Raw genomic sequence first — 25,392 nt, forward strand, 5'->3', positions numbered from 1 at the left:
TTTCAGACAGAAATAAATCTAAAATATAAGATCAGATAACAGGAGAAAATATGATGATTTTTCACCAAAAAGCTCAAGTTTTGGGGATTATTTGTGGTGGTTTGTTGATGAGTTTACCAGCCATTTCTCAAGTAGCAATGGCTCAAAAAATTGTACAACCATTGACTCCTAAAGTTAATCCTTGTCCCGGTATTTTTTATGAAGAACCTCATAACTATCGGGTATTAGTTCCCGTTGGATGTCCTCCTAATGCTTTTACTTTACGCTTGATGGAATTAGGAATTATTCCTTTTATTATTACTCCGTTTCCAGATCAAAATAGATTCGGTGTTGGTGGTGAAGCACCTTCTCTGCTTAATCCCAATCCGAGTATTTTTAATGAACCACCTTATAATCAATTTGAACGTCTTGATCCACAAAGCAATTTACAATCAGCATTACCAACCCGTCCTCCTGTTACTTTATTACCACCCCCAGTAACAGCACAAAGACAAGATCCCATTACTAAAATTGCTTTAGCAAATGGCAAAGCAAATATTAAATTAATCAATAATACGAATGCAAAAATCTCTTATCAAGTAATTGGTGACACACCACCAAGAATTTTATCTGGTCAGTCAAATGTTACCCTACGAGATTTAAGTACACCAGCGACGGTGACATTTCAAAGGGAAGATGGGGGACTGTTGATGGTGACACCTGAACCTGCTTCAGAAATAGGAAGTTTAGAGGTGAGATTACAGGAAACTACAGATATTAACCAGGATAGAAATGCTATGAGAATTCAGAGTAATGGTTCAGTGTTTTTGAATTAATCCCAGCAGCAGTTAAATAGTAATGATAATGAATGATCAACAAAAAAAAGGGGGATAATTCAAGATTGTCCCCTTTTATATATGTGAATAATTTATAATCGCTCATTGAAATTTGTAATTACAAACTACAAATTGTCGTCTATGGGATCTGAAGATTGTTCCGTTATCGGTACTGGAGTAAATGATGGCGTAGGTAGTAAGTCCGGGGTTGCTACGGGTGCTGGTGGTGGCATCAAAAATCTTTTCCAAGTTCGGATTTGTTGTTGAGCATCTGTATAAGCTGAACTACCACGAGGAACTAACCTAGCTGTCTCAATACCTCTAGTAATATCAGATGTGCTTTGAGAAATTGCTATTTGTAAGATTTGCTGACTCCATTGATCAATTGCTACGTTGACATCCATGCGGAGGATGTTACGGCTAGATACTTGATCAGCTAACCGGATGGCTTCTACTAAAGCTTCTGGTGTACCAGTAACGGCTACTTGTCTAGCTTTTCTCCAGTTGTCTCTAGCACGAATTTGTTCTTGCCAAGAATCAATATCTGTTTGTGCTTCACCTGCGAGCGCCCTGCCAGAATTGGCTAATCTTCGAGCTTTACTAATTGCGGTATTCAAATCTCCACTAGATGCGGCCATCCTAGCTTCGTCTAGGTAAGGTTGGTCTTGGATGCGTTGTATTTGCGCTGTCCAGTTCTTAATTTTTTTCTGTGCTGCTGGATATAATGCACGACCAGAGCGGATTTGACTGGCTTCGGCGATCGCTGCTTGTAGGGAGACGGGATCTACTAAGAGAGCCATTTGTTCAGCCCGGTCTAAAAAAGGTTGATCTTCTATAGATTCTACCTGTGAACGCCAGCGGCTCATTTCTGTTCTAGCTTCTTGAGCGCGGGGGTTATTGTTGGGAATCATTTGGGCTTCGGAAATAGCCGCATTTAAATAATTTATTGTACCTTGACTAGCTAGATTTCTAGCTTTATCTAAGCGAGAAACATCTTCAATTTCTATTTGCCAACGACTAATTAATTCCTGTGCTTGATTGTATATTTCCCTAGAAGCGTCTATTTGTTGAGCTTGGGAAATGGCTACTTCTAAACCAGTAACTGTACCTACCCAAGCACTGCGTTTTGCTTCACCCAAAACAATGAAATCATCAATTTCTGATTGTAATGACGGAATTGAGGGAATTTGTCTAGCTATTTCTAAAGCTCTATCGGCATCTCGTCGTTTCATTCTCGCTTCGGCCAAGTCCAGGATTTTGCGGCCAAAATCAGGAATCAACTCTTGGGCTTTTTGATGTAGATAACTATTGGAACTAATGGAGTTGGCTAATTTAATCGCTTCTAGTAAGTTATCTACTGAACGTCTTCTAGCTAAACTTTCAGCTTGATCAAGTTTATCGCCATCTTCCCTGGCTGTGACAATAATATTATTTAGTTCATCATATTTTGTTGTTGACCAATATCTATTATTGACCCGTAAAAGTTTGGCTGAGAGCATAAAAGCTGATTGCCAACGTCTTTCTTGTAGTTCTGTTTCTGATTTCTGGTAAATTTCCTCTGCTTTTGACCAGATGGATTGCCATTTGGTAATTTGCTCTTCGACTATGCTGCGAGCTTCTAGGTTTTCAGGAATTTGTCTAGCAGTAGCGATCGCCTCATCCAAGTTCCCAGATTGAAAACTCTGATCGGCTAACTGGAGAATATCCCTAGACCACTCTTCCAGCAAATCATTAATCTGCCCTCTGAGTGGGTGATCCTTGGGTAAATCTCGGACTAAGGCGATCGCTTGCAGTAAATCATTGACATTTTGCTTAGAAGCCGCTAGGGAAGCACAATGTAACCTCACTGAAGCACTGGCTAACGGCCAAAATATTTGTGGACAATTGGGTGCTGATGGTAGTTTGAGCAGCATAGACATAGAAATAAATCCTATGCCACTAGGAACTACAGTTAATACTATTGACCACAATACCCAACTTTTCATCCAACGAGGCAATTTTTCAACTATACCGTTGATGTTAAATTTTGGCTCTGAGTGATTTGTGGGCAAGGTTTCTGAATTTTTATCTTGTTGTTGCGTCACTGATTTTAAGTTGTAACCAGTAGCTGGGACACCAGATGATTGAGTTGTCCCGACTTCTGGAGTTCGGGATAATTGTGTACTTTGATCCGGCTTTCTAGCTCTGGTTGGAGACCAATTATTTGAAATATCCCGTTCTGTCATCTCACACACCAAAGTAATTAAATAGGAATTTAGGTCAAACTGAGAATTCCATTTTTGCCATACTAACTTGCTTTTCGGTCATTAAAAAGCTATTTTTTTCATAATCTATCCCCATAGATATCATTTGCAACTAAAAAAATTAGTATTTTTCTATACTTGACTAGATGATGATGCTTCCGTTCGTAAATCCACAATTAGTTGATTCAAGTGTTCACTATTAGCTTGGTAAACATTGCCACAAAAATCACAAGTTGCCTCTGCACCATCATCTTTGATCATCATATCTTCTAGTTCTGCTTCCCCTAATATTTTCAATGCTCCCAAAACTTTTTCAAAGGAACAACCACAATGAAAGCGCAACATTTGAGTGTCTGAGAAAATGCTTAATTCCATATCTCCTAAAAGATCATGAAAAATTTCCGGTAAGGTTTTCCCAGCTTGTAATAATGGCGTAAACCCCGATAAAGCAGAAACCCGTGATTCTAATGTGGCGACTAAGGCTTCATCTCTGGCAGCTTTTGGTAAAACTTGTATGAGTATCCCTCCAGCAGCAGTCACACCTTCTGATCCTACAAATACACCCAAAACTAAAGCTGAAGGTGTTTGCTCTGAACTTACCAGATAATGAGCTATATCGTCACCAATTTCTCCAGAAACTAATTGAACCGTACTAGAGTAAGGATATCCATAACCAATGTCTCTGACAACGTAGAGGTAGCCGTTACCCACAGCACCACCAACATCTAGTTTACCTTTGGCATTGGGAGGTAGTTCTACGGATGGATTTTGTACATAACCTCTAACTGTACCATCCAAACCTGCGTCTACTAATATACCACCCAGTGGTCCATCCCCTTTGACTCGCACATTCACCCTAGAACCATGACGTTTCATGCTGGAAGCCATTAGTAACCCTGCGGACATTGTTCTTCCCAATGCTGCTGTGGCTACGTAAGATAGCTTATGGCGCACCCGTGCTTCTTCGGTTAAACGTGTGGTTAATACTCCCACCGCTCTAATTCCTCCACCGGCTGCTGTCGCTCTAATTAGTTGATCTGCCATGAAAAACCTTACAATTCTTAACAAGATACTTTTATATTGTAAGTTCTCTGGGGGCAGGTGACAGGTGCTACGCCACGGTGACAGTTAAAGAACCAATTACAAACTAATTATGCTAGGTACTTTTCAACAAAGCCAAATCAGAATTGAAATTGCAGCATCCGCTGATGCTATTCACGATAGTTTATTAATTCCTACACAGCTACAAAAATGGTTAGTCGGACAAAGTTTTTCTTTGGGAATGCCGGAGAAATTAACATCAGGATTTGATTTTACTACTTATACAGGTTTAGTTCCCATTCACCATCATGTAGATGTGGCAAGAAATAATTGTTTGCGGTTAATTCTCAGTGGGGGAATTGATGGTTTTCATGAGTGGTATTGGGGTGATGGTTGGGTACAGTCCCGGTTGGAAGGGATATCAATGTTACCTTTGGATTTAGGTCAGACTGCGAGTTTGTTAAGTTTGAGAGAGTTTTTAACGGGTAAGAAGGGATAAGAATTTTTTGCCCGCAAAAACGCAAAGGTTTAAAGTTTATTTTTGGGGTGTGTTCAAGATGCGGAGGTTTTTTGGATGCACCTTGTTATTTTTTGTTAGGTAATTTGTTTATGGAGTCAATGATGATGTTTTCTTCTCCTTTGGTTTTACAAATGCCTGCTTCTATGACTGATGATCAATTTTTTGAGTTTTGTCAGTTAAATGGTGATTTGAAGATTGAAAGAAATAAGTTTGGGGAAATTTCTATTATGCCACCTACGGGTTCGGAAACAGGAAATCGTAATTTTAATCTTGCTGGACAGTTATATGTTTGGTCTGAAAAAGATGGGACGGGAATTTGTTTTGATTCTAGTACAGGTTTTAAACTTTCTACTGGTGCAGAACGTTCTCCTGATGCTAGTTGGATAAAGTTAGAAAGATGGAATGGTTTGACACCGGAACAGCAGAAAAGGTTTGCTCCTATTTGTCCTGATTTTTTAATTGAGTTACGTTCTGCTACTGATAGTTTACAATCTTTAAAGGATAAGATGAATGAATATATGCAAGAACCTGGTATACAGTTGGGGTTGTTAATTGACCGTCAAAATCGGCAGGTTTATGTTTATCGTTCTGGGGAAGTTGAGGAATGTTTGGAAAGTCCTGATGTTGTTAATTGTGATTCTATTTTACCTGGATTTGTTTTGCAGATGGGGAAGATTTGGTAGGTATGATATTAAGAACATGGGTAAGCTGTTATGCAGCAGTTCAGTTCTTCAAGGGTCATCGGCATATTTGTCTTTCCAATATCAATTTAGAATTTTATTCCTAGTTGTCCATTAAAACCACGTATAGAATGATATCCAGCACCGAGAAAAATATTTTTAGTGGCGTTTGCGTGGACACCACCAGAAAAAGCAACTCCCTTATCTTCTGAATAGTAACCCACTCCCACATAAGGGGAAATTACAGGTAATTTGAGAAATTTTAAGATGTCTGCACCTGTAGCACCATCTTCACCTGTTCCCACTTCAAAACCTAAACTTAATGCTTTGGCACCTACAGCATAAGTAACATCACCATCTTTTCCACCTACAGAAACCCAAGGTTGAGGTATAATTTGTGCTGATGCTTGACTGGGATTGAATAATACTAAAAAACCCAAGGATGTGATTAGTGTTTTGATAATAACTGATGATTTCATTTGTTTTTCTGGATATTAAGTTTGTCTACTTTTGAAAAGTTATTCCCTATTTAAAAATCTCACGCAAAACCGCAAAGATACAAAGTCAGAAAGGAAGAGAATGATTAGGTGTGATCTAATTCCATGAAAACTACTTTGAATATACAACAATTTATGAGACGTATTTTCATAGTATTGGTAAAATTCGCCGAATTTATAGACAAATATAGTCATCTCTAGTCATTAATCACACAGAAGTCAGCTAAAATCACTTATACAGCTTTTCTTGTGCAAAGGGAACTGAGCAAGAATTTTGTGCATTATCAGATCTAAGATATGTTAGTATATATGGGCGAATATTCATAGAAACTAGCTAGTGTATGCAAGTAGTCGAGCGGCATATCATTCAAAGAAATCATCCCCATTATCAGGAGATTGATAAATTATGTTTTGCTGCCAAAAACCTCTACAATTATGCTAACTTTCACATTCGCCAAAGTTTCATCTTTGCTCAAAAATATCTTGACTACAATTGTTTAGCAAAACAATTAAAAGGGACAGAACCATACCAGGCCTTACCAGCCAAAGTAGCCCAACAAGTATTATTAGGACTACATCGCAACTGGTTAAGTTTTTTTGCAGCAATTAAAGCTTATGCAGAAGATAAATCCAAATTTTTAGGTAGACCCAAATTACCTAAATATAAACACAAAGAAAAAGGTAGACATTTATTAGTTTATACAGCCCAAGCAGTGAGTAAACCCAAAATGAAATCTGGGTTGATTCATCTGTCACAAACACAGATTCACATTCCTACAAAAGTAGATTATTGTTATCTAAATCAAGTAAGAATTGTCCCCAAGATTGACCATTATGTAGTAGAAGTTGTCTATGAAAAAGAGGAAACAGATTATGGTTTAGACAGTAATGCTATAGCAGCGATTGATTTAGGCATAGATAATCTAGCAACCTTAACATCAAACCAGCCGGGATTTACACCAGTTCTGGTTTCCGGGCGGATTATCAAATCAATTAATCGTTATTATAATCAAAGAAAAGCCAATTTACAATCTTTACTACCTGCACATCAAAAGACCTCTAAACGATTACAAAGTTTAACTAAAAAACGGAATTTTCGAGTAGATGATTATCTGCATAAAGCCAGTCGCTTAATTATTAACCATTTAGTCAAGTGTGGGATTGGGACTTTAGTAATAGGTCAAAATTCCTTGTGGAAACAGAATGGGAATTTGGGCAGTAGAAATAATCAAAACTTTGTTTGTATTCCCCATACTCGATTTGTACAGCAGTTGAGTTATAAAGCGAAATTAGTGGGGATAAATGTATTGGTTTCTGAGGAGTCTTACACTTCTGTAGCTTCTTTTTTAGACCAAGATGTGATTCCTACTTATGGCAAAGTTGACTCGAAAGAAGTTAAATTTAGTGGTCGCAGAATCAAAAGTAAACTTTATAGAGCAGGTAATGGTTTATTCATTCATGCTGATGTCAATGGTAGTTTGAATATTTTACGAAAAGTAGTCCCGACAGCTTTTAGTCTAGGGATAGGGGGCGTTGTAGTTCGCCCCGTCGGGGTTATTCCCGGCCAACGAAAGGCATGAGATATTTGTCTATGTTTTTTGGAACTATAGAACCCATTTGGGATCTATCTAACCAGTGGCTAGTCTTTTAAGCATGAGGCGCGCCAAACAAAGATTAATCTTGGTGGTGGCATGATCCAAAGTGCGCTCAAAATTTTTGACTAGACTTTTACAGCGTTCCATCCAAGAGTTGGTTCTTTCTATGACCCATCTGGCTTTAACTAGCACAAAGCCTGTTTTTCCCTCTTTCTACTTTTGAGTTTTTGAAGGTTTTGGTGATAACTGGAACTTAATCTTGGTCATAATAGCCGGATCAACTTTCTTCATAACTTAATTAGTAACTAAATTTAATTATCTATATAACCTCCTGCGTAGGTAATAACGCACATTTGTCTATAGGATTTATGAATACCAAAAGCAACACCAGCTACTTTAAAATCAGGGTTAAAAATATTAGTTCTATGACCCCGTGAAGGTACACCATCATCAATAATTAATTGCATGATAATATCTTGGGCAGTATTAGAACCATAACTAATATTTTCTGCTGCTGTTTTTTGCCATTGACCATAACGATTAATACGAGTAAAAGGGGTACTACCATCACTACCATTATGACCTGTAACACCTTTTGGTCCTTGATCTTTAACGTGGTCTTTTGCACCTAAAGACATTCCTTTAGAGGTAGTTAAAGCACCTACAGGACGGACTGATTTTAAAAAAGCGATCGCCTCATCAACAGGTTTTACTCCTTCTTGAGTAATTAAATAAGTATTACGAGATAATTTGACTTTATTCCCCTGAAAACGCCGACGATAGTTTTCTAAAATCGGTATATAGGATTTAGGATTAGTTCTAATTTTGTTAGTTTCGTTGATGATTTGTTGTTCTAGAGGTGAAAGGTAATTAGCTTGTGCTAATAGTTGAGAAGAATCAGATTTTAATATTTCTGGTTTTGGTTCTTCTATTGATTGTTTAGATTGTAGAATTTGGTGAGAAAAACCACCTACTAAGGTGATAGGTAGTAATAACCAAAATTTAAAATTACTCATTAATTACCTCTGTGATTTTTTAAAGTGGGAAAATCCAGATCCCCGACTTCTCAAATGAGATAAGAAAGAAACCGGGGATGTTCTGATATGGCTAGATATTATTTATCTACAGTGAGGATACCCTCAATTTCTGATAACTTCACCAGACCGGACACATTTTTACCATTAATAATGAAAGAAGGTGTTCCAGAAAGTCCCAGTGTGTTAGCTAGTTGGATATCTTTTTGAATTGCTGTATCTGCTAAATTGCGGTCACGTTTAAATTGTTCTAAATCTAAATTCAAGTTTTTAGCAATATCTAAATATAAACTTTCTCCCAGCTTTTCTTGATTTGCAAATAAAGCATCATGATATTGCCAAAATTTACCTTGTTGTTCTGCTGCATAAGCTGCTTTGGCTGCGGGTAAAGCTTGGTCATGAATTTGAACAAGGGGGAAATTTTTATAAACTAAGGTAAGTTGATTGGGATATTTTGCTAACAAGCTTTTGAGGGTTTTTTGTGCTTCGGCACAATAGGGACATTCAAAGTCAGAAAACTCTAATAGCACAGTTTGAAATTGCTTTGCACCTGTGGTAGGAGAATCACCAATTATAGCTTGAGGATTGCGTCTTAAATCTTGTAAAAAACTTTGTCTTTTTTGTTGAACTTTTTGTTGCTGTTCTTGTTGATATACTTGCACACTTTCGATGATTGCTTTAGGATTTTGACGGATAATTTCTAATACTTGTTGTTCTAATTTGGGGTCAATTTTGATGTCAGCTTGGGCTGGAAATGACCAGCTAAGAAATAAACAAATTAAGCTGATAGTTACCCAGATTTGCAGATTTTTAAAAATTATCAACATGAGAAAATACCCGATAAATACCTTACCTAGATTACTTGAAAGTGGTGACTGTGATTACAATTTGCCAAAAAATTTTACATTGGTGGTAATATTATCAATATTTGTGTTGTTTGTAGATATTATGAGTTAAATTTTTATAAAGTTCTAGATTAGAAAAACGTTATCATAAACAATGCACACAGACACAATATTTTATCAAATCTTCCTCACCTTCCACACTTTATTATTTGAATTACTCGGAGAACCTACAGAAAATGCAGTAGGTTATGAATTTACCTCTGTAGAAGTCAAAGAAAAAGCCTTCCGATTTGATGGAATATTCATGCCAGATAATGTGGAAAAACCCATTTATTTTGTTGAGGTACAATTTCAAAACAAACCAGAATTTTACTGGAAATTGATTACAGAAATCAACATTTATCTCAATCAATATAAACCCAAACAAGATTGGCAAGCTGTAGCTTTATTTGCAAAACGTAGTTTGGATGTGGCAGAATTGACTAATTACCAACAAGAATTGGTTAATAATGGTCGCATCAAACGAATTTATTTAGATGAAATACCATCAGGTTCAATTGGGATGGGGTTAATTGAATTAATTGTCAGTAAAGAAAATCAGGCACCAGAATTAGTCAAAAACTTGATGAACAGAACCAAAACAGAAATTGCCAACAACACAGAAAGAGAAGGTATCATAGATTTATTGGAAACTGTATTGCTGTCCAAGTTTTCACAATTAACCCGTCAGGAGATAGAAGTGATGTTTTTAGTCAATGATATTAAACAAACTAAGGTATATCAAGAAGCGAAGCAAGAAGAAGCAACGAATTTACTTTTGCGTCAGTTATCCAAGCGGTTTGGAAAATTGACAGATAGTTATATCCAAACCATTAGCAATTTGACAATAGAACAGTTAGAAGACTTGGGAGAAGCATTGTTAGATTTTGGGAATATTAATGATTTAGATGAGTGGTTAAAATCCCAAACCTAAAAACTAAATTTAGGTTGGTAAATTTGGGACTTGTAATAAATCTAAACCTCTCTCAAATATTTCATCAATGGGCAACATTTCCCCAGCAGTAGTCATGAATTTATGATCTTTTGTTGCCCTAATTTTTGAACCATCATCTAAACAATATTCATATAATTCTTGGACTCCCCGATGATGCCATTGGGCTATCGGTTGAGTATAAATATTACCATTTTTATCTACGCTAAATACATTACATTCTATCTGCTTTTCGACAATTTCCCCAATGGGTAAAAAGCCATATTCCACTGTTAAAATTTCAGTTTCATAACTTAAACAATATTCGGCAAACTTTAACATATCCGCAAATAGTTGTTCTGCTACTTGCTTTTTCACTCCATTTTTGGTTGACCCATCAATAAACTTTTCTTTTTGTTTCTCCATCTCTGCGACTTTCTTTTTACCCATCGCACGACGCAGTAAGTCGGCTTGTCCTAAAGAATAACCTGCCATATCTTGAGCAATTTTCATAATTTGCTCTTGATACACCATAATTCCATAGGTTTCATTTAATATCGGTTCTAAAATTCCTGTGTCATATTCAATTTCTTCTCTACCATGTTTACGGTTAATAAACTTAGGAATTAGTCCCGCATCTAATGGACCAGGACGGTACAATGCTAAAATAGAAGAAATATCTTCAATGTTAGAAGGTTTCAAATCTCTAACTATTTGCTTCATTCCAGAAGACTCTAACTGAAATACTCCTTCTAAATCGCCTGATTCTAATAGTGAATAAGCTTTTTGTACTTCTTTAGGTAGTGTACTATGTTGCCCTTTGGCTAATATATGTTGTGCTTTTCTTTCTTGTCCAGTAATTTCATCAGGGTCTATTTTATAACCTTTACTTTCTTCAATTAAATCAATGGTTTTTTGAATTAAAGTCAGGTTTCTTAATCCTAAAAAGTCCATTTTTAATAACCCCAATGATTCTAAATCTTCCATAAAATATTGGGTAATTACTGAACCATCATTATTGCGTTGTAAAGGGACAATTTCATCTAATGGTACTGCGGAAATAACTACACCTGCGGCATGAACACCAAAAGTTTTGTTAGTTCCTTCTATGCGCATGGCCATATCTATCCAATGGCGAACATTGGCATCATTATCATATCTGGCTTTAAATTCCGGTTCTGGGGTGTCATCGGAAATCATTACTTTTAATTTTGTTGGTTTTCCCCTGACTACCGGAATCATTTTTGCCATTTTATCCGATTCGCTGTAAGGAACATCTAATACTCTGGCGACATCTTTTAAGACTGCTTTTGATGTTAATCTGTTAAAAGTAATAATTTGGGCGACTCTATCAGCCCCATATTTCTTAGTTACATATTCAATTACTTGATCTCGTTTTTCAATACAAAAGTCTGTATCAATATCAGGCATTGATTTCCGTTCTGGGTTCAAAAATCTTTCAAATAATAAGCCATGATGAACGGGATCAATGTTTGTAATTTTCATGGCATAAGCTACTAATGAACCTGCCGCAGAACCCCGACCGGGACCGACGGGAATGTTATTATCTCTGGCAAATTTGATGTAATCCCACACTACTAAAAAGTAGGTAGAAAAACCCATTTTTTGCAACATTTTTAATTCATATTCTAATCTTTCTTTGTAGACTTGTTCTACTTCGTTGCGAGATTTACGGTTTAATCTTTCTAGTAAACCTTGCCATGCTACTTCTTCGGCGTAGGTATCAGGGGTATGACCGGAAGGGATGTCGGGAGTAGGGATTTTGGGATCATCCATGATGTGATAAGGTTCGACTTTATCGGCTACTTCAACTGTTGTGGCGATCGCCTCTTCTATGACATCATCAGGTAAATGATCCCGAAATAGTAGTTTCATTTCTGCGGCTGATTTGAGATATTCAGTACCGCTATATCGCATTCTTTTATCTTCAGTAATTAGCTTACTGGTTTGAATACAAAGTAAGGCATCGTGTGCTTCAACATCAAAACAAGAAATATAATGGGAGTCGTTAGTGGCAATAAATTTAATGCCTAATTCACGGGCAATTTTGACAATTTCTACATTCACAATTCTGTCTTCTTGTGAACCATGATCTTGAATTTCTAAATAAAAATCTTCACCAAATACTTCTTTGTACCATTTGGCAATTCTTCTCGCTATTTCTGGTCTATTACTAAGTATGGCTTGGGGAATTTCTCCTCCTAAACAAGCGCTGGTGACTATTAAACCTTCATGATATTGTTTGAGTAAATCTTTATTAATACATGGTCGAGCAAATATGCCTTTTCCCTGAAATCCTTGCAAATGCGAAATAGTGGTGAGTTTTACTAAGTTTTTATAACCTTTAGTATTTTTAGCTAAGACAACTTGATGATATTTAGGACGCTTGCGGTCTTGTTTCTCAATGTCACCATTGAGGATATACATTTCATTACCAATAATTGGCTTAATGGTTTTACTACGACAAATTTTAATTAATTCTACAGCACCATACATGACACCATGATCTGTTAAGGCGATCGCTTGCATATCTAATGATATTGCTTGATCTACTAATTCTGGTAACTGACTAGCACCATCTAATAGACTATAATCACTGTGAATGTGCAAAGGTACAAAAGACATAAGTAATTAAAAATTAAAGCTAAAAAATTTAAAACCTAAAAATACTCTAGCAACTTAGTAGTTCTAAGATACTAAAAATTATGGGAACTTTCCCAAGAGAATATTTGAGTGTAGCATAATCAGGAATCATTTAGTAGGGGTTTAGTAGGGGTTTAGCAGTGCTAAACCCTTACAAGAGTTGGAAGCGGGAACAAAAACAAATATTTTCTATTCCCTATCAATTAAGACTGTTGATGGCCTCTAGCATCAGAATGTTGAATCCAGCATCTTTCTAAAAGCTGAATTCTCCAGACTTGCTCAAATCTACGAGGATTCAAAATTAATTTAGTATCACTACTAAATAGGGGTTGGTTCAAATAATCCCACAGAGGAAATTTAATTTTTGTGTGGTTGGAGGTCATGGAATGAAGAAAATATTATAAAATTGCCTGGGCAGTAGTTGGTCTTTTATTTAAAACGTTTATATAATAAATAAGTTCCTACTACTAACACCTTTATCATTCAAGACTAATCCAGTATTTTCGGAATGTCTCCGTAATTATTGCCTAACTTAAAAAAATTTTACTTTGCATCTGTTGATTAAACTGTAACTGAAGCTAAAACTTGACGCTGATAAGAGTTTTGTAAAGGTGGCACGCTAAAGAGAAAATTTTGATATGCCATAGACATTTGTCTAGCGATTTCATCAATAGGAACACTACCAGGACTTGTTCCTAAACCGGGAATAGCGACTATATTAATTTGCTTATGTAAACAATTACAATAATATCTATTATGTTGACGAATAGCTAATAAAGTAGACCATAGAGCTTGATAAACATGATCATTGCCAGCTATGGAAATTTGCATTCTTAAAGTGGGAACATGAGCTATAAAAGGATGTAAAGGATGATTTGTTTCGACAATTAATGATGTACCTATGGGTTGATCTCCTAAATATTCTGCTTGAATACGATTTTGTATAACCTGTTCAACATCGTGACCAAAAAATTCTAAGATAGCTGTATCAGTCTTATTTGTGGCTGATTTTAATGAACTGGCCGCAGTGACTATACAATCAAAAAAAGGCAATTTGTCAAAAGTTCCATGAATGATTTCTACGTTGGGTAAACCTTCAAAGTAGTCAGCAAAGGTTCTACATAAAAAGTTTTTGGTGTCTAATAAAATTAGTTTTAATGGGATGTCATAACCCCAGGTTTTACAGGTATCTCTATTCGTGATTTTGGTTTTATAATTTGATTTATTAATTAGAAAAAGTAGATGAGAATTTAAAATATTATAAATATGATCAATGTTTTTAGTAATATCATTAACTTTCTTTTCTGTTAATCCCTCATGAGTGTTAATTTCATCAACTAATCTTTTAATTACATCATAAATTTCTAGGAATAATGTCTGTAAAGATTGATCAGCAATAATTGGATAATGCAGTAATTTTAAACAGTCTTCTAAATAATAGACAATTTTCTGCATTCTTGTAAATCCTAACATTGCCGAGCCTCCTTTCATACTAAAGGTAGCTCGGAACATAGCATCTAATTCTTCTTGATTATTAATTGTATTTTGTAAATCAGATAAACCTGTGTAGATGGTCTGGAGATGCTCCTGTGACTCGGTGATAAAATAACCGATGATTTTTTTAAACTCTTGGGGGTTCATAGCTTTAACCTTGATCTGAATATTAAGTTATTAGTTAAAGGCTTTAATAAAAATTCATTTTAGACAATGAGTTTCAATTTATACATTTTTAAAGTTATGAAAGGTTCAATTAATATTTACCATATATTAGATTACCCACTTTTCACTTAATTTATATCTTCAGCCAAAATTAAACTCATATTCATTACATTGCTTTGTTGATTCATCTAACCTATGTATGGGCGATTTTCTGTGCATAAATACAATACTATATTTACAATTGTTGAGATTAACATATAACTAAACATTCTATCAATCATGCTTCTATAAATACGGTTCAGATTTTAGCATCTGAATTATGGTCAAATGTGATTATCTACTTATATATTCGTGGTAATTTGAAGACATGATACACCAATTTTCATAATAACTAGTTTATAAAACACTTGACAGTGAGTATTACGTATGAGTATATTCAAGTAAGTGATGAGTAACCACTAAGTCAAATTCTGCTGGTGAGTCTAACTTTTCTAAGTATATTAGAAATACAAATGTTATATCGAAATAATACTAAAAGAATAATGATTTTACGTCGTTCATGAAATCTATATTCAAATGAACACAACAAAGCCTCAACTAGAAATTACTGCATCTAGACAATTTGTACCTTGGCTATATGAACAACATCTCAGCCTTGTATTTACGACTTACCAAGCCGGTAAAGTATTTTTCATCGGCTTAGAACCAACTGGTAAACTAGCCATATTCGAGCGCACCCTAGACAGGTGTATGGGCTTATACGCCACAGGCAACAGCCTCTATATTAGCACCCTTTATCAACTGTGGCGATTTGAAAACACCCTCGCACCAGGGGAAATCCACAATAATCATGATGCCATCTATTTGCCCCAAGTTGGTTACATCACAGGGGACTTAGATATTCACGATATTGTCGTTGATGACAAGCAACAAATAGTTTTTGCTAACACCCTATTTAGCTGTTTAGCCACCGTCAGCCAAACCCATAGTTTTGTCCCAGTTTGGCAACCACCATTCATCTCTAAACTCGCAGCAGAGGATAGATGTCACCTCAACGGCTTGGCATTAAAAGATGGCAAACCTAAATACGTCAGCGTCATTAGTCAGTCGGATGTTAACGAGGGCTGGCGACAAAAGCGGGTAGGAGGCGGTTGCATCATAGATATTGACAGTAACGAAATAGTCCTAGCAGGGCTATCCATGCCCCATTCTCCCCGGTGGTATCAAGACAAATTGTGGTTACTCAATTCTGGTACAGGGGAATTTGGTTATGCAGATTTACAAACAGGAAAATTTCAAGCCATAACCTTTTGTCCAGGCTATCAAAGAGGACTGGCATTTCATCACAACTTTGCCATTGTAGGTATTTCCGAATCTCGTCATACCAAAACCCTCAGCGGCTTACCTCTAGATGACAAGTTGATGGACAAAGATACTGCGGCTAGGTGCGGTTTGTTGGTTATAGACCTAAAAACAGGGGATATCGTTCACTCTCTCAACATCGAAGGCGTAGTTAACGAATTGTATGACATAGCAGTATTACCACAAATTCGTCGTCCGATGGCGATCGGTTTTCGCAGTGACGAAATTAGACGAGTAATTACCATTGGCAACAATGATACTTTTTAGACTAAAAATTAAGGATAATCACGACAAAAACAACCAAAAACATGACAAATTCAACATTCAATCTCTCTGACCTCAACGGCAGCAACGGCTTCGCTATTAACGGCATTAATGCCTTTGACTACTCAGGTTTTTCAGTCAGCAGTGCAGGAGACTTCAACGGCGACGGCTTTGATGACTTGATTATTGGGGCTTCACGTGCCGACCCCAATGGTAATGCTTCAGGACAGAGCTATGTAGTGTTTGGCAGTAGCATTCCCTTCAGTTCCAGTCTCGAACTCTCCACACTCAATGGCAGCAACGGCTTCGCTATTAACGGCATTAATGCGGATGACTATTCAGGCAATTCAGTCAGCAGTGCGGGGGATATCAACGGCGACGGCTTTGATGACCTGATTATTGGGGCATATCGTGCCGACCCCAACGGTAATAGTTCAGGGCAGAGCTACGTAGTGTTTGGCAGCCGTAGTGGCTTCAGTTCTAGGCTCAACCTCTCCACCCTCAACGGCAGCAACGGCTTTGCTATTAATGGCATTAATCCCTATGACCTTTCAGGCTGGTCTGTCAGCAGTGCGGGGGACATCAACGGCGACGGCTTAGATGACCTGATTATTGGGGCATATCGTGCTGACCCCAACGGTAATAGTTCAGGGCAGAGCTACGTAGTGTTTGGCAGCCGTAGTGGCTTCAGTTCTAGGCTCAACCTCTCCACCCTCAATGGCAGCAACGGCTTTGCTATTAATGGCATTAATCCCTATGACCTTTCAGGCTGGTCTGTCAGCAGTGCGGGGGACATCAACGGCGACGGCTTGGATGACCTGATTATTGGGGCTAGAAATGCCGACCCTAACGGCGTACGTTCAGGGCAGAGCTACGTAGTGTTTGGCAGCCGTAGTGGCTTCAGTTCTAGGCTCAACCTCTCCACCCTCAATGGCAGCAACGGCTTCGCTACTAACGGCATTAATGCGGATGACTATTCAGGCAATTCAGTCAGCAGTGCGGGGGATATCAACGGCGACGGCTTTGATGACCTGATTATTGGGGCATATCGTGCCGACCCTAACGGTAATAGTTCAGGGCAGAGCTACGTAGTGTTTGGCAGCAGCAATGGCTTCAGTTCCTCGTTCAACCTCTCCACCCTTAACGGTAGCAACGGCTTCGCTATTAACGGCATTAATGCGGGTGACATTTCAGGCTGGTCTGTCAGCAGTGCGGGGGATATCAACGGCGACGGCTTTGATGACCTGATTATTGGAGCAAGATTTGCCTCCCCCAATGGTGGCAATTCAGGACAGAGCTACGTAGTATTTGGCAGCAGCAGTGGCTTCAGTTCCTCCCTCAATCTCTCCACTCTCAACGGCAGCAATGGCTTTGCTATTAACGGCATTAATCTAGATGACCAAGCAGGTTGGTCTGTCAGCAGTGCTGGGGACATCAACGGCGACGGCTTTGATGACCTGATTATTGGGGCATACCGTGCAGACCCCAATGGTATTAGTTCAGGGCAGAGCTACGTGGTGTTTGGTAACGCGTCCCCCGTCCTCGACCTCAACGGCAGCAACGGCTTCGCTATTAACGGCATTAATGGGGGTGACTTCTCAGGTAGGTCAGTCAGCAGTGCGGGGGACATCAACGGCGACGGCTTCGATGACCTGATTATTGGGGCTTTTTTTGCCGACCCCAACGGCAGTACTTCAGGGCAGAGCTACGTAGTGTTTGGCAGCAGCAGTGGCTTCAGTTCCAGCCTCAACCTCTCCACCCTCAACGGCAGCAACGGCTTCGCTATTAACGGTATTAATGCGAATGACCGTTCAGGCAGGTCTGTCAGCAGTGCGGGGGACATCAACGGCGACGGCTTGGATGACCTGATTATTGGGGCATACGGTGCCGACCCCAACGGTATTAGTGAGTCAGGACAGAGCTATGTGGTGTTTGGCAGTAGCGGTGGCTTTAGTTCCACCCTCGAACTCTCCACTCTCAACGGCAGCAATGGCTTTACTATTAACGGCATTAATTTAGGTGACTTCTCAGGTAGGTCAGTCAGCAGTGCAGGAGACATCAACGGCGATGGCATTGATGACCTGATTCTTGGGGCACCAAATGCCTCCCCCAATGGTAGTGGTTCAGGACAGAGCTACGTGGTGTTTGGTAGCAGCAGTGGCTTTAGTTCCAACCTCAATCTCTCCACTCTTAACGGCAGTAATGGCTTCGCTATTAACGGCATTAATTTAGGTGACTTCTCAGGTAGGTCAGTCAGCAGTGCGGGGGACATCAACGGCGACGGCTTCGATGACCTGATTATTGGGGCTTTTTTTGCCGACCCCAACGGCAGTACTTCAGGGCAGAGCTATGTGGTATTTGGCAGTAGCAGTGGCTTTAGTTCCAGTCTTGAACTCTCCACTCTCAACGGCAGCAATGGCTTCGCTATTAACGGCATTAATGCGGATGACAGATCAGGCTATTCAGTCAGCAGTGCAGGAGACATCAACGGCGATGGCATTGATGACCTGATTCTTGGGGCACCAAATGCCTCCCCCAATGGTATTAGTGAGTCAGGACAGAGCTATGTGGTGTTTGGCAGTAGCGGTGGCTTTAGTTCCACCCTCGAACTCTCCACTCTCAACGGCAGCAATGGCTTTACTATTAACGGCATTAATTTAGGTGACTTCTCAGGTAGGTCAGTCAGCAGTGCAGGAGACATCAACGGCGATGGCATTGATGACCTGATTCTTGGGGCACCAAATGCCTCCCCCAATGGTAGTGGTTCAGGACAGAGCTACGTGGTGTTTGGTAGCAGCAGTGGCTTTAGTTCCAACCTCAATCTCTCCACTCTTAACGGCAGTAATGGCTTTGCTATTAACGGCATTAATCTGGATGACAGATCAGGCACTTCAGTCAGCGGTGCAGGAGACATCAACGGCGATGGCATTGATGACCTGATTCTTGGGGCAAGATATGCCTCCCCCAATGGTAGTCGTTCAGGGCAGAGCTACGTGGTGTTTGGTCGGGCTGGCATCGGCTCTAGTGGCGTTCTTGAACTTTCCCAACTATCTAGTATTGACACGGATGACATTGATTTCAATACTACTTTTAGTGGCCGTTCTGTCTTAGTTGTTGATACTGACTTGACTTTAGTAGACAGTAATTCAGCCAACCTAGTCGGGGCAACTGTTACTATTACCAACGTTTTAGATGGGGCTGATGAAATCCTTTCTGCCACTACCACAGGCAGCATTACCACTAGTTATAGCAATGGGGTTCTGACTCTGAGTGGAGCAGGTACGGTTGCCGAATATGAGCAAGTCCTCCGCACCATTACTTACAACAATACGGCGGCTTCTCCTGATACTACTACCCGGATAATTGAGTTTGTAGTTGATGACGGTGCTGCCCATTCCAATACTAGTGCGGTAGCAACGACGACTTTAAATATTGTCAACCTCAACAACCCACCCACAGCCGTCACTCTCAGCAATACTATTACTAGCTTGGTAGAAAATACTGATACTACCAGTAGGGTGAAAGTAGCAGATATTGCCGTGACTGATGATGGACTGGGGATAAATAATCTGAGTTTAACGGGTAATGATGCGAGTTTCTTTGAAGTTGACAGCAATGGCTTGTATGTCAAAGCTGGCACTGTGCTAGATTTTGAAACCAAGACTAGTTACAGCGTCAATGTTGAAGTAGATGATTTTACAGTAGGGACAACACCAGATGCCACCACTGCTTACACCTTGACTGTCACTGACGTTAACGAAGCACCTATTGTCAACACCCTTATTCCTAGTCAGTCAGTTGATAACAATAGCGTCTTTAACTTTACCCTTCCTAACACTATCTTCTCTGACCCAGAGGGTAATACTCTTACCTATAACGCATCAGGAACACCCAGTTGGTTGAGTTTTGACCCTGGTACTCAAACTTTCACTGGTACAGCAGACGGTATTGGTACAAACATTATTACTGTTACCGTCAATGATGGCAGCAACAGCACTAGCACTAACTTTGATCTGATTGTCAAAACTGCAAATACTGACACCACTGGTGACAGTGGTAACAATAGTATCTTTGGTACTGCTGCTAACGATAAGTTACAAGGGGGTGATGGCAATGATGAAATCAGAGGCAATGCCGGTAACGACAGACTTTATGGGGAAGGGGGTGATGATATTCTCTATGGTGGTCTCGGTACAGATTTCCTTTACGGAGATACACTGCTCTTGGGAGGTAATACTGGCAATGATATCTTTGCTGTTGAACCAGGTAACGGATTAGATATTGTCATTGATTTTACCGATGGTTTTGACAGATTAGGTTTGTCTGGAGGTTTAACTTTCGGCACTGGCAACGTTAGCACGGATGTGACTGTCTCAGCTTTGAATTCTCATACGCAGATATTCGATTCCAATGGTGTGGAGTTGATGAGGTTGATTAATGTTAATTCTACATTAATTGATGCCAGCGACTTTGTGACTATTTAGATTAGCTATTGTGGCTTTGTATAAGCCCTAATTTAATTACTTGAGGAGATTTTTTGATGTTATTCAACAATTTGCGTGATCGTTTTTTCCAGCTTTCACTATTGACTTTTGTGATGGGTTTCGGTGTTTCTCATCCCGCCAATGCCTTAGATTTTAACTTGACTTGGACTGGTACTGATGCTTTCGGTGCTGGTACATCTTCTTTGACGGGAACTTTTAGCGGTGTTGATTTGGACTCAGACGGAGTTCTGGAAGGGGGAAATTTATCTGGTGGTAATGAAGTGACAGCTTTTGATATCACTTTTAGCAATACTAATGAAGGTACACTAGCAACCTACAATCTTTCACAACTTTTAAGCTTTAACCCTAGCTTTAATTTCAATTACGATATTGCTAGTGGTAATGTTCTTCAATCAGGTAATGCTAATAGTTCTACTGGTTTCGCTATTGGTGATGGTGATTTGGGTTATCTACTAGATACTACGGCTGGTTCTGGTATTAGTTTTACGGATTTTAACAATTTTACTGCTAATGATCAATTCGGGACTCTTAGTGCTACCGCTGTACCTTTTGAGTTTTCACCGATGTTGAGTTTGGGTATTTTGGGTGCTGCTTTCGCTATTCGTAAAAGATACAGACAAGAGCAAGTTAAAACAAAAGCAATGTCACAAATCGAATAGGAACTAAGTCAGGAGGGCGAACGGCCGTTCGCCTAGACCTTGGCCTGGATTCAGGCAATTACAGCATTTCCCGGTGTTATGAGGTAGACAATTGGCGGGCAAGATGCCCGCACCACAAGAGTTTCAATATTCAATTGTGTACCTGATTAGCATGAAATCTGCTGTAACAGTTAATAATGTGTTCCTGTTTTGCGATGGTTGATAGCAGTCATCACATCAGGTTTAAGTAATTTACCGTTATCCACAGTTGCGTACACTACCCAATGATCCCCACATTCCAGTCTTTGACTGACAGAACATTCTAAATATGCAGCAGCATCAGTCAGCACTGCACAACCATTTTCTGCATCTAGGGTTGGGAAATTTGCAAACCTATCTTCACCAGGTGCAAAATTTTTACGGAAATGTTTCATGTAGTCTACATGAACACCTTCTGGGAGAATATTTAACACAAACTTACCACCAGGATACATTAAAGATTCAACCGCTCTTTCCTTAGCGATCGCCACTGTAATTCCCGGTGGATTAAAAGTAGCTTGAGATACCCAAGACCCTAGCATCCCTGTAGAAACTTCCCCTTGTTTAGCTGCAACCACACAGACAGAACCAATAATTCTGCCAACTGCTTGTTCTACAGATGTAGCAACTTGCTGGGGGACACGAACCTTCTTCGCTTTCTTTAAACTCTGAGCAAAGTCTGTCCCAATTTCTTCGCACAACTTCAAAGTGACTTCGTCTGGTTTAAACTTGACTTTCAAAGTTTCAAAACCAAAGCGATAACCAGCATCTCTAAGTTTACCTTCCACCAAATCTAAAGCTTCACCACTCCAACCATAAGAACCAAACACCCCCGCTAACTTACTATTGTCACCAGTAGCTAAAACAATCCCTAAAGCTGTATGAATAGGTGTAGGTGCATGACCACCAATGGTAGGAGTACCAATGATTAAACCATCCGTTTGTTCAATCGTACTATGGATTTCTTCCGGTGTAGCAAATTCACAATTAATAGATTGAACCGCGACACCACCCTTGGTTAAACCCAAAGCCATCGCCTGTGCTAAAGTTGCAGTATTGCCATAGGCAGAAGCGTACAGTAAAGAAACAGAAATTTCCCGGTCTTTTTGAGCGCGACTCCATTGACTATATGCTTGAGTCAATTCAATCAAACCACTGCGAATAAAAGGCCCATGAGCAACACCATACATTCTCACCTGCAAATCAGAAATTTTTTCTAAAGCAGCTTCTACATGAGTTGCATGGGGAGCCATTAAGCAATTAAAGTAATAGCGCTGGTCTTCCTGAAAAGCTTGTGAATGATCATCAAAAACATCATCACCGCAGATATGCACTCCAAATAACTTATCTGTGTAAAGAATTTGGGTTTGGGGATCGTAAGTGCAAAGTGCTTCTGGCCAACGAGGACTAGGAATAGGTAAGAATTTTAAAACATGACCTTTTCCTAAATCTAAAATTTCCTTACCACGCATCACCAAAACTTTAATATCTTGGTCTACAAAAGCAGCACGCAAATTATTTGCACCTAAAACAGAACAAACAAAAGTAATTTGTGGTGCAAGTTCCAAAATAGCTTTTAAGGTTGGTACACGGTTAGGACTAAAATGACCTAAAATCACATAATCCAATTTACTAAAATTAATTGTCCCCTCTAAAGCTTGTAGATAAATACTGGTGAAACCTTCACCTGGAGGATCAATTAATGCTGTTTGATCACCTTCTATTAAATAACTATTGGAAGTAGTACCCCGACAAAGTGCATATTCAATTTCAAATCGCAGACGTGACCAACTTCTAGCTCTAAATCCCTTAGTATTTGTAGCGATAGGGACAATTTGTACATCACGAGGTTTAGATTCTGTCATAGATTTTTGTTGTGAAGAGAAAATTTGAGAAACAAAATTTTGAGCAGATGTAAAAGCCTTGGAAATAGAATCAGAAGCATAATATTTATCAAATATTCTAGATAGGTAATAGGTAATAGGTAATGGGTAATGGGTAATAATCACCAATCACCAATCACCAATTAGTAATAGTTTCCTACCTTACGATGACGTACTGCGGTGAGAGATTCAGGTTTAGAAACCTTGCCATCTGTAACTGTGCAATATAAAATCCAATGGTCACTACATTCCATATTGCTAACTACTTGACATTCCATATATGCGAGTGCTTCTGCTAAAATTGGTGAACCATTTTGAGCAGTTTGGGTTTTAACTCCAGCAAATTTATCTGTACCTGGAAGTAAACGTTTCAGGAAGTGTTTTTTTAGGTTTTGATAGTTGCCTTCTTCTAATACATTGAGAACAAAGCGATCGCCTATTTGCAATAATTGATCAATGGCTCTAGTTTTAGCTACAGCAATAGTAAATCCCAATGGTTGAAAACTAGCCTGTGTTACCCAAGAAGCGATCATTGCACCGCTAACATTACCTTTTGTAGCTGTGACAATATATAGTCCACTGCTAATTCTTCCCAACGCTTTTTCCATATTCACGTCGAGGGATTTAATTTGTTTGATGTTGCGTTCTCGCATCACCAATTTCCCTAAATTTACACCTGCTTCTAGACAAGTTTGGTAGGTGTGTTCACTAGGAATTTCTTTAATTCTAATTGCTGGAAATGCTTCTTTAATACCTAAGTCAATAAACTTACGCCGCAGGGTATCAATGGGTTCATCATCACCACCATAGCATTCAAATAATCCGATAACTTGTTTATTTTTAGCTACAGATAATAATGAACTGATCCCAGCTTGTGCCACAATTGAAGAAGTAGGAGGCATTCCAATAATTAAACCTGATGCTCTACCTGCTAATTCTTGAATTTCTTGCAATTCTGCTGTTTTGAGGTCAATTATTTCTACTGCTACACTAGATTTTTGAATCCCATCACCAATAGCATGAGCTAAGTGATCACTATAACCATAACCGGAAACATAAAACAAACCTACAATAGTTTCTGTTGTTGCTTGTTTTTGACTCCAATTTTGATAACACTCAGTTAAAAAATCCAGGTGATGATATAGTAATGGTCCGTGTCCATTGGCAATAATTTGAATTTTACCTAAGTCACCCATTCTCTTCATTGCATTTAATAAAGAGCGAGCATTGGGACCCATTAAGCAATCATAATAAAAGCGAAAATCAGCTTCAATTGCTTCTAAATCTTCGTCAAAAATGTGACTATCACAGAAGTGCATCCCAAAAGCATCACAGGTGTAAAGAATTTGGGTTTTACGATCAAAACTAAAAATTGTATCTGGCCAATGTAAATTTGGCGCACTGACAAATTCTATTTCATGACCTTTACCGATGTTAATGCGATCGCCACTTTTAACTATTCTTTTGGAAAAAGGATTATGTACTAAACCTTCTAAAAATTGCAATGCTACTTTAGAAGCTAAAACAGTCGCTCTCGGTGCTAACTGTAATACATCTTCAATTAAACCACTGTGATCAGGTTCGGTATGACTGACAATTACATAATCAATTGTTTTAGGGTTAACAAGTCCTTTGAGAGTATCTAAATACAACTGACGGAACTTCTGATGAGAAGTATCAATTAAAACTGTTTGTTCACCCCTAATTAAATATGAATTATAGGTTGTACCATTTTGCAATCCAAATTCAATATCAAAACGATCACGATCCCAATCAAGGGAGCGAATCGCTGTAGTATTAGGAGCAATTTCTACAGTTTGTATAGTTAACCGAGGTTGAACGTTCTCTGAGAGAGCTACCATGCTTTTTCCCTGAGTCTTAATAATATTTTCTTGTCACCCCCATTGTCTTAGTAAAGTTTTTTTAACGCTGTAATTAAGAATATATTTAGTCAAATCAAATTTGTATCAAAGACTGCTATTTTTTAGCTGAGTTATTGACACGAACATATATTATGTATTGAATATGTTGTTAGCAATACCAATAAAATATTTAAAATATTTCTCTTGCTCGGTATCACTCAAATTCCCAAGATTATCATACATATTTCTGCATTTCTTGACAAATGATTTGTCGCA

General features: G+C 38.7%; 17 protein-coding genes. 8 read left to right on the forward strand and 9 right to left on the reverse strand.

What is annotated here, in order from left to right; genetic code table 11:
- Positions 1-50: 50 nt before the first annotated feature.
- Positions 51-815 (forward strand): hypothetical protein, encoded by a 765-nt coding sequence (locus WJM97_RS17265; RefSeq protein WP_353930017.1) that lies wholly within the window; start codon positions 51-53, stop codon positions 813-815.
- Between the two features lie 125 nt (positions 816-940).
- On the opposite strand, the gene WJM97_RS17270 is transcribed toward WJM97_RS17265, so the two are convergent.
- Together WJM97_RS17270 and hslO are read right to left on the reverse strand one after the other, a co-directional pair.
- A complete protein-coding gene (locus tag WJM97_RS17270) occupies positions 941-3,040 on the reverse strand; it encodes a chromosome segregation ATPase (RefSeq protein WP_353930018.1) in 2,100 nt (699 codons plus the stop codon).
- A gap of 150 nt (positions 3,041-3,190) precedes the next feature.
- The gene (hslO, locus tag WJM97_RS17275) at positions 3,191-4,102 is read right to left on the reverse strand and encodes an Hsp33 family molecular chaperone HslO (RefSeq protein ID WP_353930019.1); all 912 of its coding nucleotides are present in this window, start codon (positions 4,100-4,102) and stop codon (positions 3,191-3,193) included.
- A gap of 109 nt (positions 4,103-4,211) precedes the next feature.
- Here hslO and WJM97_RS17280 point away from each other — a divergent pair, with 109 nt between their 5' ends.
- Together WJM97_RS17280 and WJM97_RS17285 are read left to right on the forward strand one after the other, a co-directional pair.
- Entirely contained in the window at positions 4,212-4,598 is a 387-nt protein-coding gene (locus WJM97_RS17280) for a hypothetical protein (protein ID WP_353930020.1), read from the forward strand.
- Positions 4,599-4,723: 125 nt separating this feature from the next.
- Complete coding sequence (locus WJM97_RS17285) at positions 4,724-5,302, forward strand: Uma2 family endonuclease (RefSeq protein WP_353933200.1); 579 nt, start codon at positions 4,724-4,726, stop codon at positions 5,300-5,302.
- Positions 5,303-5,388: 86 nt separating this feature from the next.
- On the opposite strand, the gene WJM97_RS17290 is transcribed toward WJM97_RS17285, so the two are convergent.
- Entirely contained in the window at positions 5,389-5,778 is a 390-nt protein-coding gene (locus WJM97_RS17290) for a hypothetical protein (RefSeq protein ID WP_353930021.1), read from the reverse strand.
- Between the two features lie 359 nt (positions 5,779-6,137).
- On the opposite strand from WJM97_RS17290, the gene WJM97_RS17295 reads away from it, so the two are divergent.
- On the forward strand, positions 6,138-7,376 hold the full coding sequence (locus WJM97_RS17295) for a transposase (RefSeq protein ID WP_353930022.1): 1,239 nt from the start codon (positions 6,138-6,140) through the stop codon (positions 7,374-7,376).
- Positions 7,377-7,702: 326 nt separating this feature from the next.
- Here WJM97_RS17295 and WJM97_RS17300 read toward each other — a convergent pair whose 3' ends face one another.
- Both WJM97_RS17300 and WJM97_RS17305 read right to left on the reverse strand, forming a co-directional pair.
- A complete protein-coding gene (locus WJM97_RS17300) occupies positions 7,703-8,407 on the reverse strand; it encodes a CAP domain-containing protein (protein ID WP_353930023.1) in 705 nt (234 codons plus the stop codon).
- Between the two features lie 98 nt (positions 8,408-8,505).
- Positions 8,506-9,252, reverse strand: a complete 747-nt coding sequence (locus WJM97_RS17305) for a thioredoxin domain-containing protein (protein WP_353930024.1) — start codon at positions 9,250-9,252, stop codon at positions 8,506-8,508.
- Positions 9,253-9,424: 172 nt separating this feature from the next.
- On the opposite strand from WJM97_RS17305, the gene WJM97_RS17310 reads away from it, so the two are divergent.
- Complete coding sequence (locus tag WJM97_RS17310) at positions 9,425-10,243, forward strand: DUF2887 domain-containing protein (RefSeq protein ID WP_353930025.1); 819 nt, start codon at positions 9,425-9,427, stop codon at positions 10,241-10,243.
- 9 nt (positions 10,244-10,252) lie between these two features.
- Here WJM97_RS17310 and WJM97_RS17315 read toward each other — a convergent pair whose 3' ends face one another.
- Both WJM97_RS17315 and WJM97_RS17320 read right to left on the reverse strand, forming a co-directional pair.
- Positions 10,253-12,886 carry a DNA polymerase III subunit alpha gene (locus WJM97_RS17315; RefSeq protein WP_353930026.1) on the reverse strand — a complete coding sequence of 878 codons (2,634 nt, stop codon included), beginning with the start codon at positions 12,884-12,886 and terminating at the stop codon, positions 10,253-10,255.
- A gap of 579 nt (positions 12,887-13,465) precedes the next feature.
- Positions 13,466-14,545 (reverse strand): Hpt domain-containing protein, encoded by a 1,080-nt coding sequence (locus tag WJM97_RS17320; protein WP_353930027.1) that lies wholly within the window; start codon positions 14,543-14,545, stop codon positions 13,466-13,468.
- A 594-nt stretch (positions 14,546-15,139) separates the two neighbouring features.
- On the opposite strand from WJM97_RS17320, the gene WJM97_RS17325 reads away from it, so the two are divergent.
- The 3 genes from WJM97_RS17325 to WJM97_RS17335 are packed head-to-tail and all read left to right on the forward strand — an operon-like array spanning position 15,140 to position 21,353.
- Entirely contained in the window at positions 15,140-16,192 is a 1,053-nt protein-coding gene (locus WJM97_RS17325; RefSeq protein ID WP_353930028.1) for a TIGR03032 family protein, read from the forward strand.
- Positions 16,193-16,233: 41 nt separating this feature from the next.
- Entirely contained in the window at positions 16,234-20,673 is a 4,440-nt protein-coding gene (locus WJM97_RS17330; protein ID WP_353930029.1) for a putative Ig domain-containing protein, read from the forward strand.
- Positions 20,674-20,729: 56 nt separating this feature from the next.
- Positions 20,730-21,353: a hypothetical protein gene (locus WJM97_RS17335; protein WP_353930030.1), complete on the forward strand. Its 624-nt coding sequence runs from the start codon at positions 20,730-20,732 to the stop codon at positions 21,351-21,353.
- Positions 21,354-21,523: 170 nt separating this feature from the next.
- Here the strand turns inward: WJM97_RS17335 and WJM97_RS17340 are convergent, their stop codons facing one another.
- Positions 21,524-23,236 (reverse strand): diflavin flavoprotein, encoded by a 1,713-nt coding sequence (locus WJM97_RS17340; protein ID WP_353930031.1) that lies wholly within the window; start codon positions 23,234-23,236, stop codon positions 21,524-21,526.
- A gap of 161 nt (positions 23,237-23,397) precedes the next feature.
- Complete coding sequence (locus tag WJM97_RS17345; RefSeq protein WP_353930032.1) at positions 23,398-25,116, reverse strand: diflavin flavoprotein; 1,719 nt, start codon at positions 25,114-25,116, stop codon at positions 23,398-23,400.
- Positions 25,117-25,392: the final 276 nt, after the last annotated feature.

Origin of the sequence: Okeanomitos corallinicola TIOX110, assembly GCF_038050375.1 — a bacterium.
Taxonomy (GTDB): domain Bacteria; phylum Cyanobacteriota; class Cyanobacteriia; order Cyanobacteriales; family Nostocaceae; genus Okeanomitos; species Okeanomitos corallinicola.

Coding starts and splice junctions, on each gene's coding strand:
- WJM97_RS17295 (WP_353930022.1), top strand. CDS start 6,138: ATGCAAGTAGTCGAGCGGCATATCATTCAAAGAAATCATCCCCATTAT.
- WJM97_RS17310 (WP_353930025.1), top strand. CDS start 9,425: ATGCACACAGACACAATATTTTATCAAATCTTCCTCACCTTCCACACT.
- WJM97_RS17285 (WP_353933200.1), top strand. CDS start 4,724: ATGTTTTCTTCTCCTTTGGTTTTACAAATGCCTGCTTCTATGACTGAT.
- WJM97_RS17315 (WP_353930026.1), bottom strand. CDS start 12,886: ATGTCTTTTGTACCTTTGCACATTCACAGTGATTATAGTCTATTAGAT.
- WJM97_RS17345 (WP_353930032.1), bottom strand. CDS start 25,116: ATGGTAGCTCTCTCAGAGAACGTTCAACCTCGGTTAACTATACAAACT.
- WJM97_RS17330 (WP_353930029.1), top strand. CDS start 16,234: ATGACAAATTCAACATTCAATCTCTCTGACCTCAACGGCAGCAACGGC.
- WJM97_RS17270 (WP_353930018.1), bottom strand. CDS start 3,040: ATGACAGAACGGGATATTTCAAATAATTGGTCTCCAACCAGAGCTAGA.
- hslO (WP_353930019.1), bottom strand. CDS start 4,102: ATGGCAGATCAACTAATTAGAGCGACAGCAGCCGGTGGAGGAATTAGA.
- WJM97_RS17280 (WP_353930020.1), top strand. CDS start 4,212: ATGCTAGGTACTTTTCAACAAAGCCAAATCAGAATTGAAATTGCAGCA.
- WJM97_RS17335 (WP_353930030.1), top strand. CDS start 20,730: ATGTTATTCAACAATTTGCGTGATCGTTTTTTCCAGCTTTCACTATTG.
- WJM97_RS17320 (WP_353930027.1), bottom strand. CDS start 14,545: ATGAACCCCCAAGAGTTTAAAAAAATCATCGGTTATTTTATCACCGAG.
- WJM97_RS17305 (WP_353930024.1), bottom strand. CDS start 9,252: ATGTTGATAATTTTTAAAAATCTGCAAATCTGGGTAACTATCAGCTTA.
- WJM97_RS17325 (WP_353930028.1), top strand. CDS start 15,140: ATGAACACAACAAAGCCTCAACTAGAAATTACTGCATCTAGACAATTT.
- WJM97_RS17290 (WP_353930021.1), bottom strand. CDS start 5,778: ATGAAATCATCAGTTATTATCAAAACACTAATCACATCCTTGGGTTTT.
- WJM97_RS17265 (WP_353930017.1), top strand. CDS start 51: ATGATGATTTTTCACCAAAAAGCTCAAGTTTTGGGGATTATTTGTGGT.
- WJM97_RS17300 (WP_353930023.1), bottom strand. CDS start 8,407: ATGAGTAATTTTAAATTTTGGTTATTACTACCTATCACCTTAGTAGGT.
- WJM97_RS17340 (WP_353930031.1), bottom strand. CDS start 23,236: ATGACAGAATCTAAACCTCGTGATGTACAAATTGTCCCTATCGCTACA.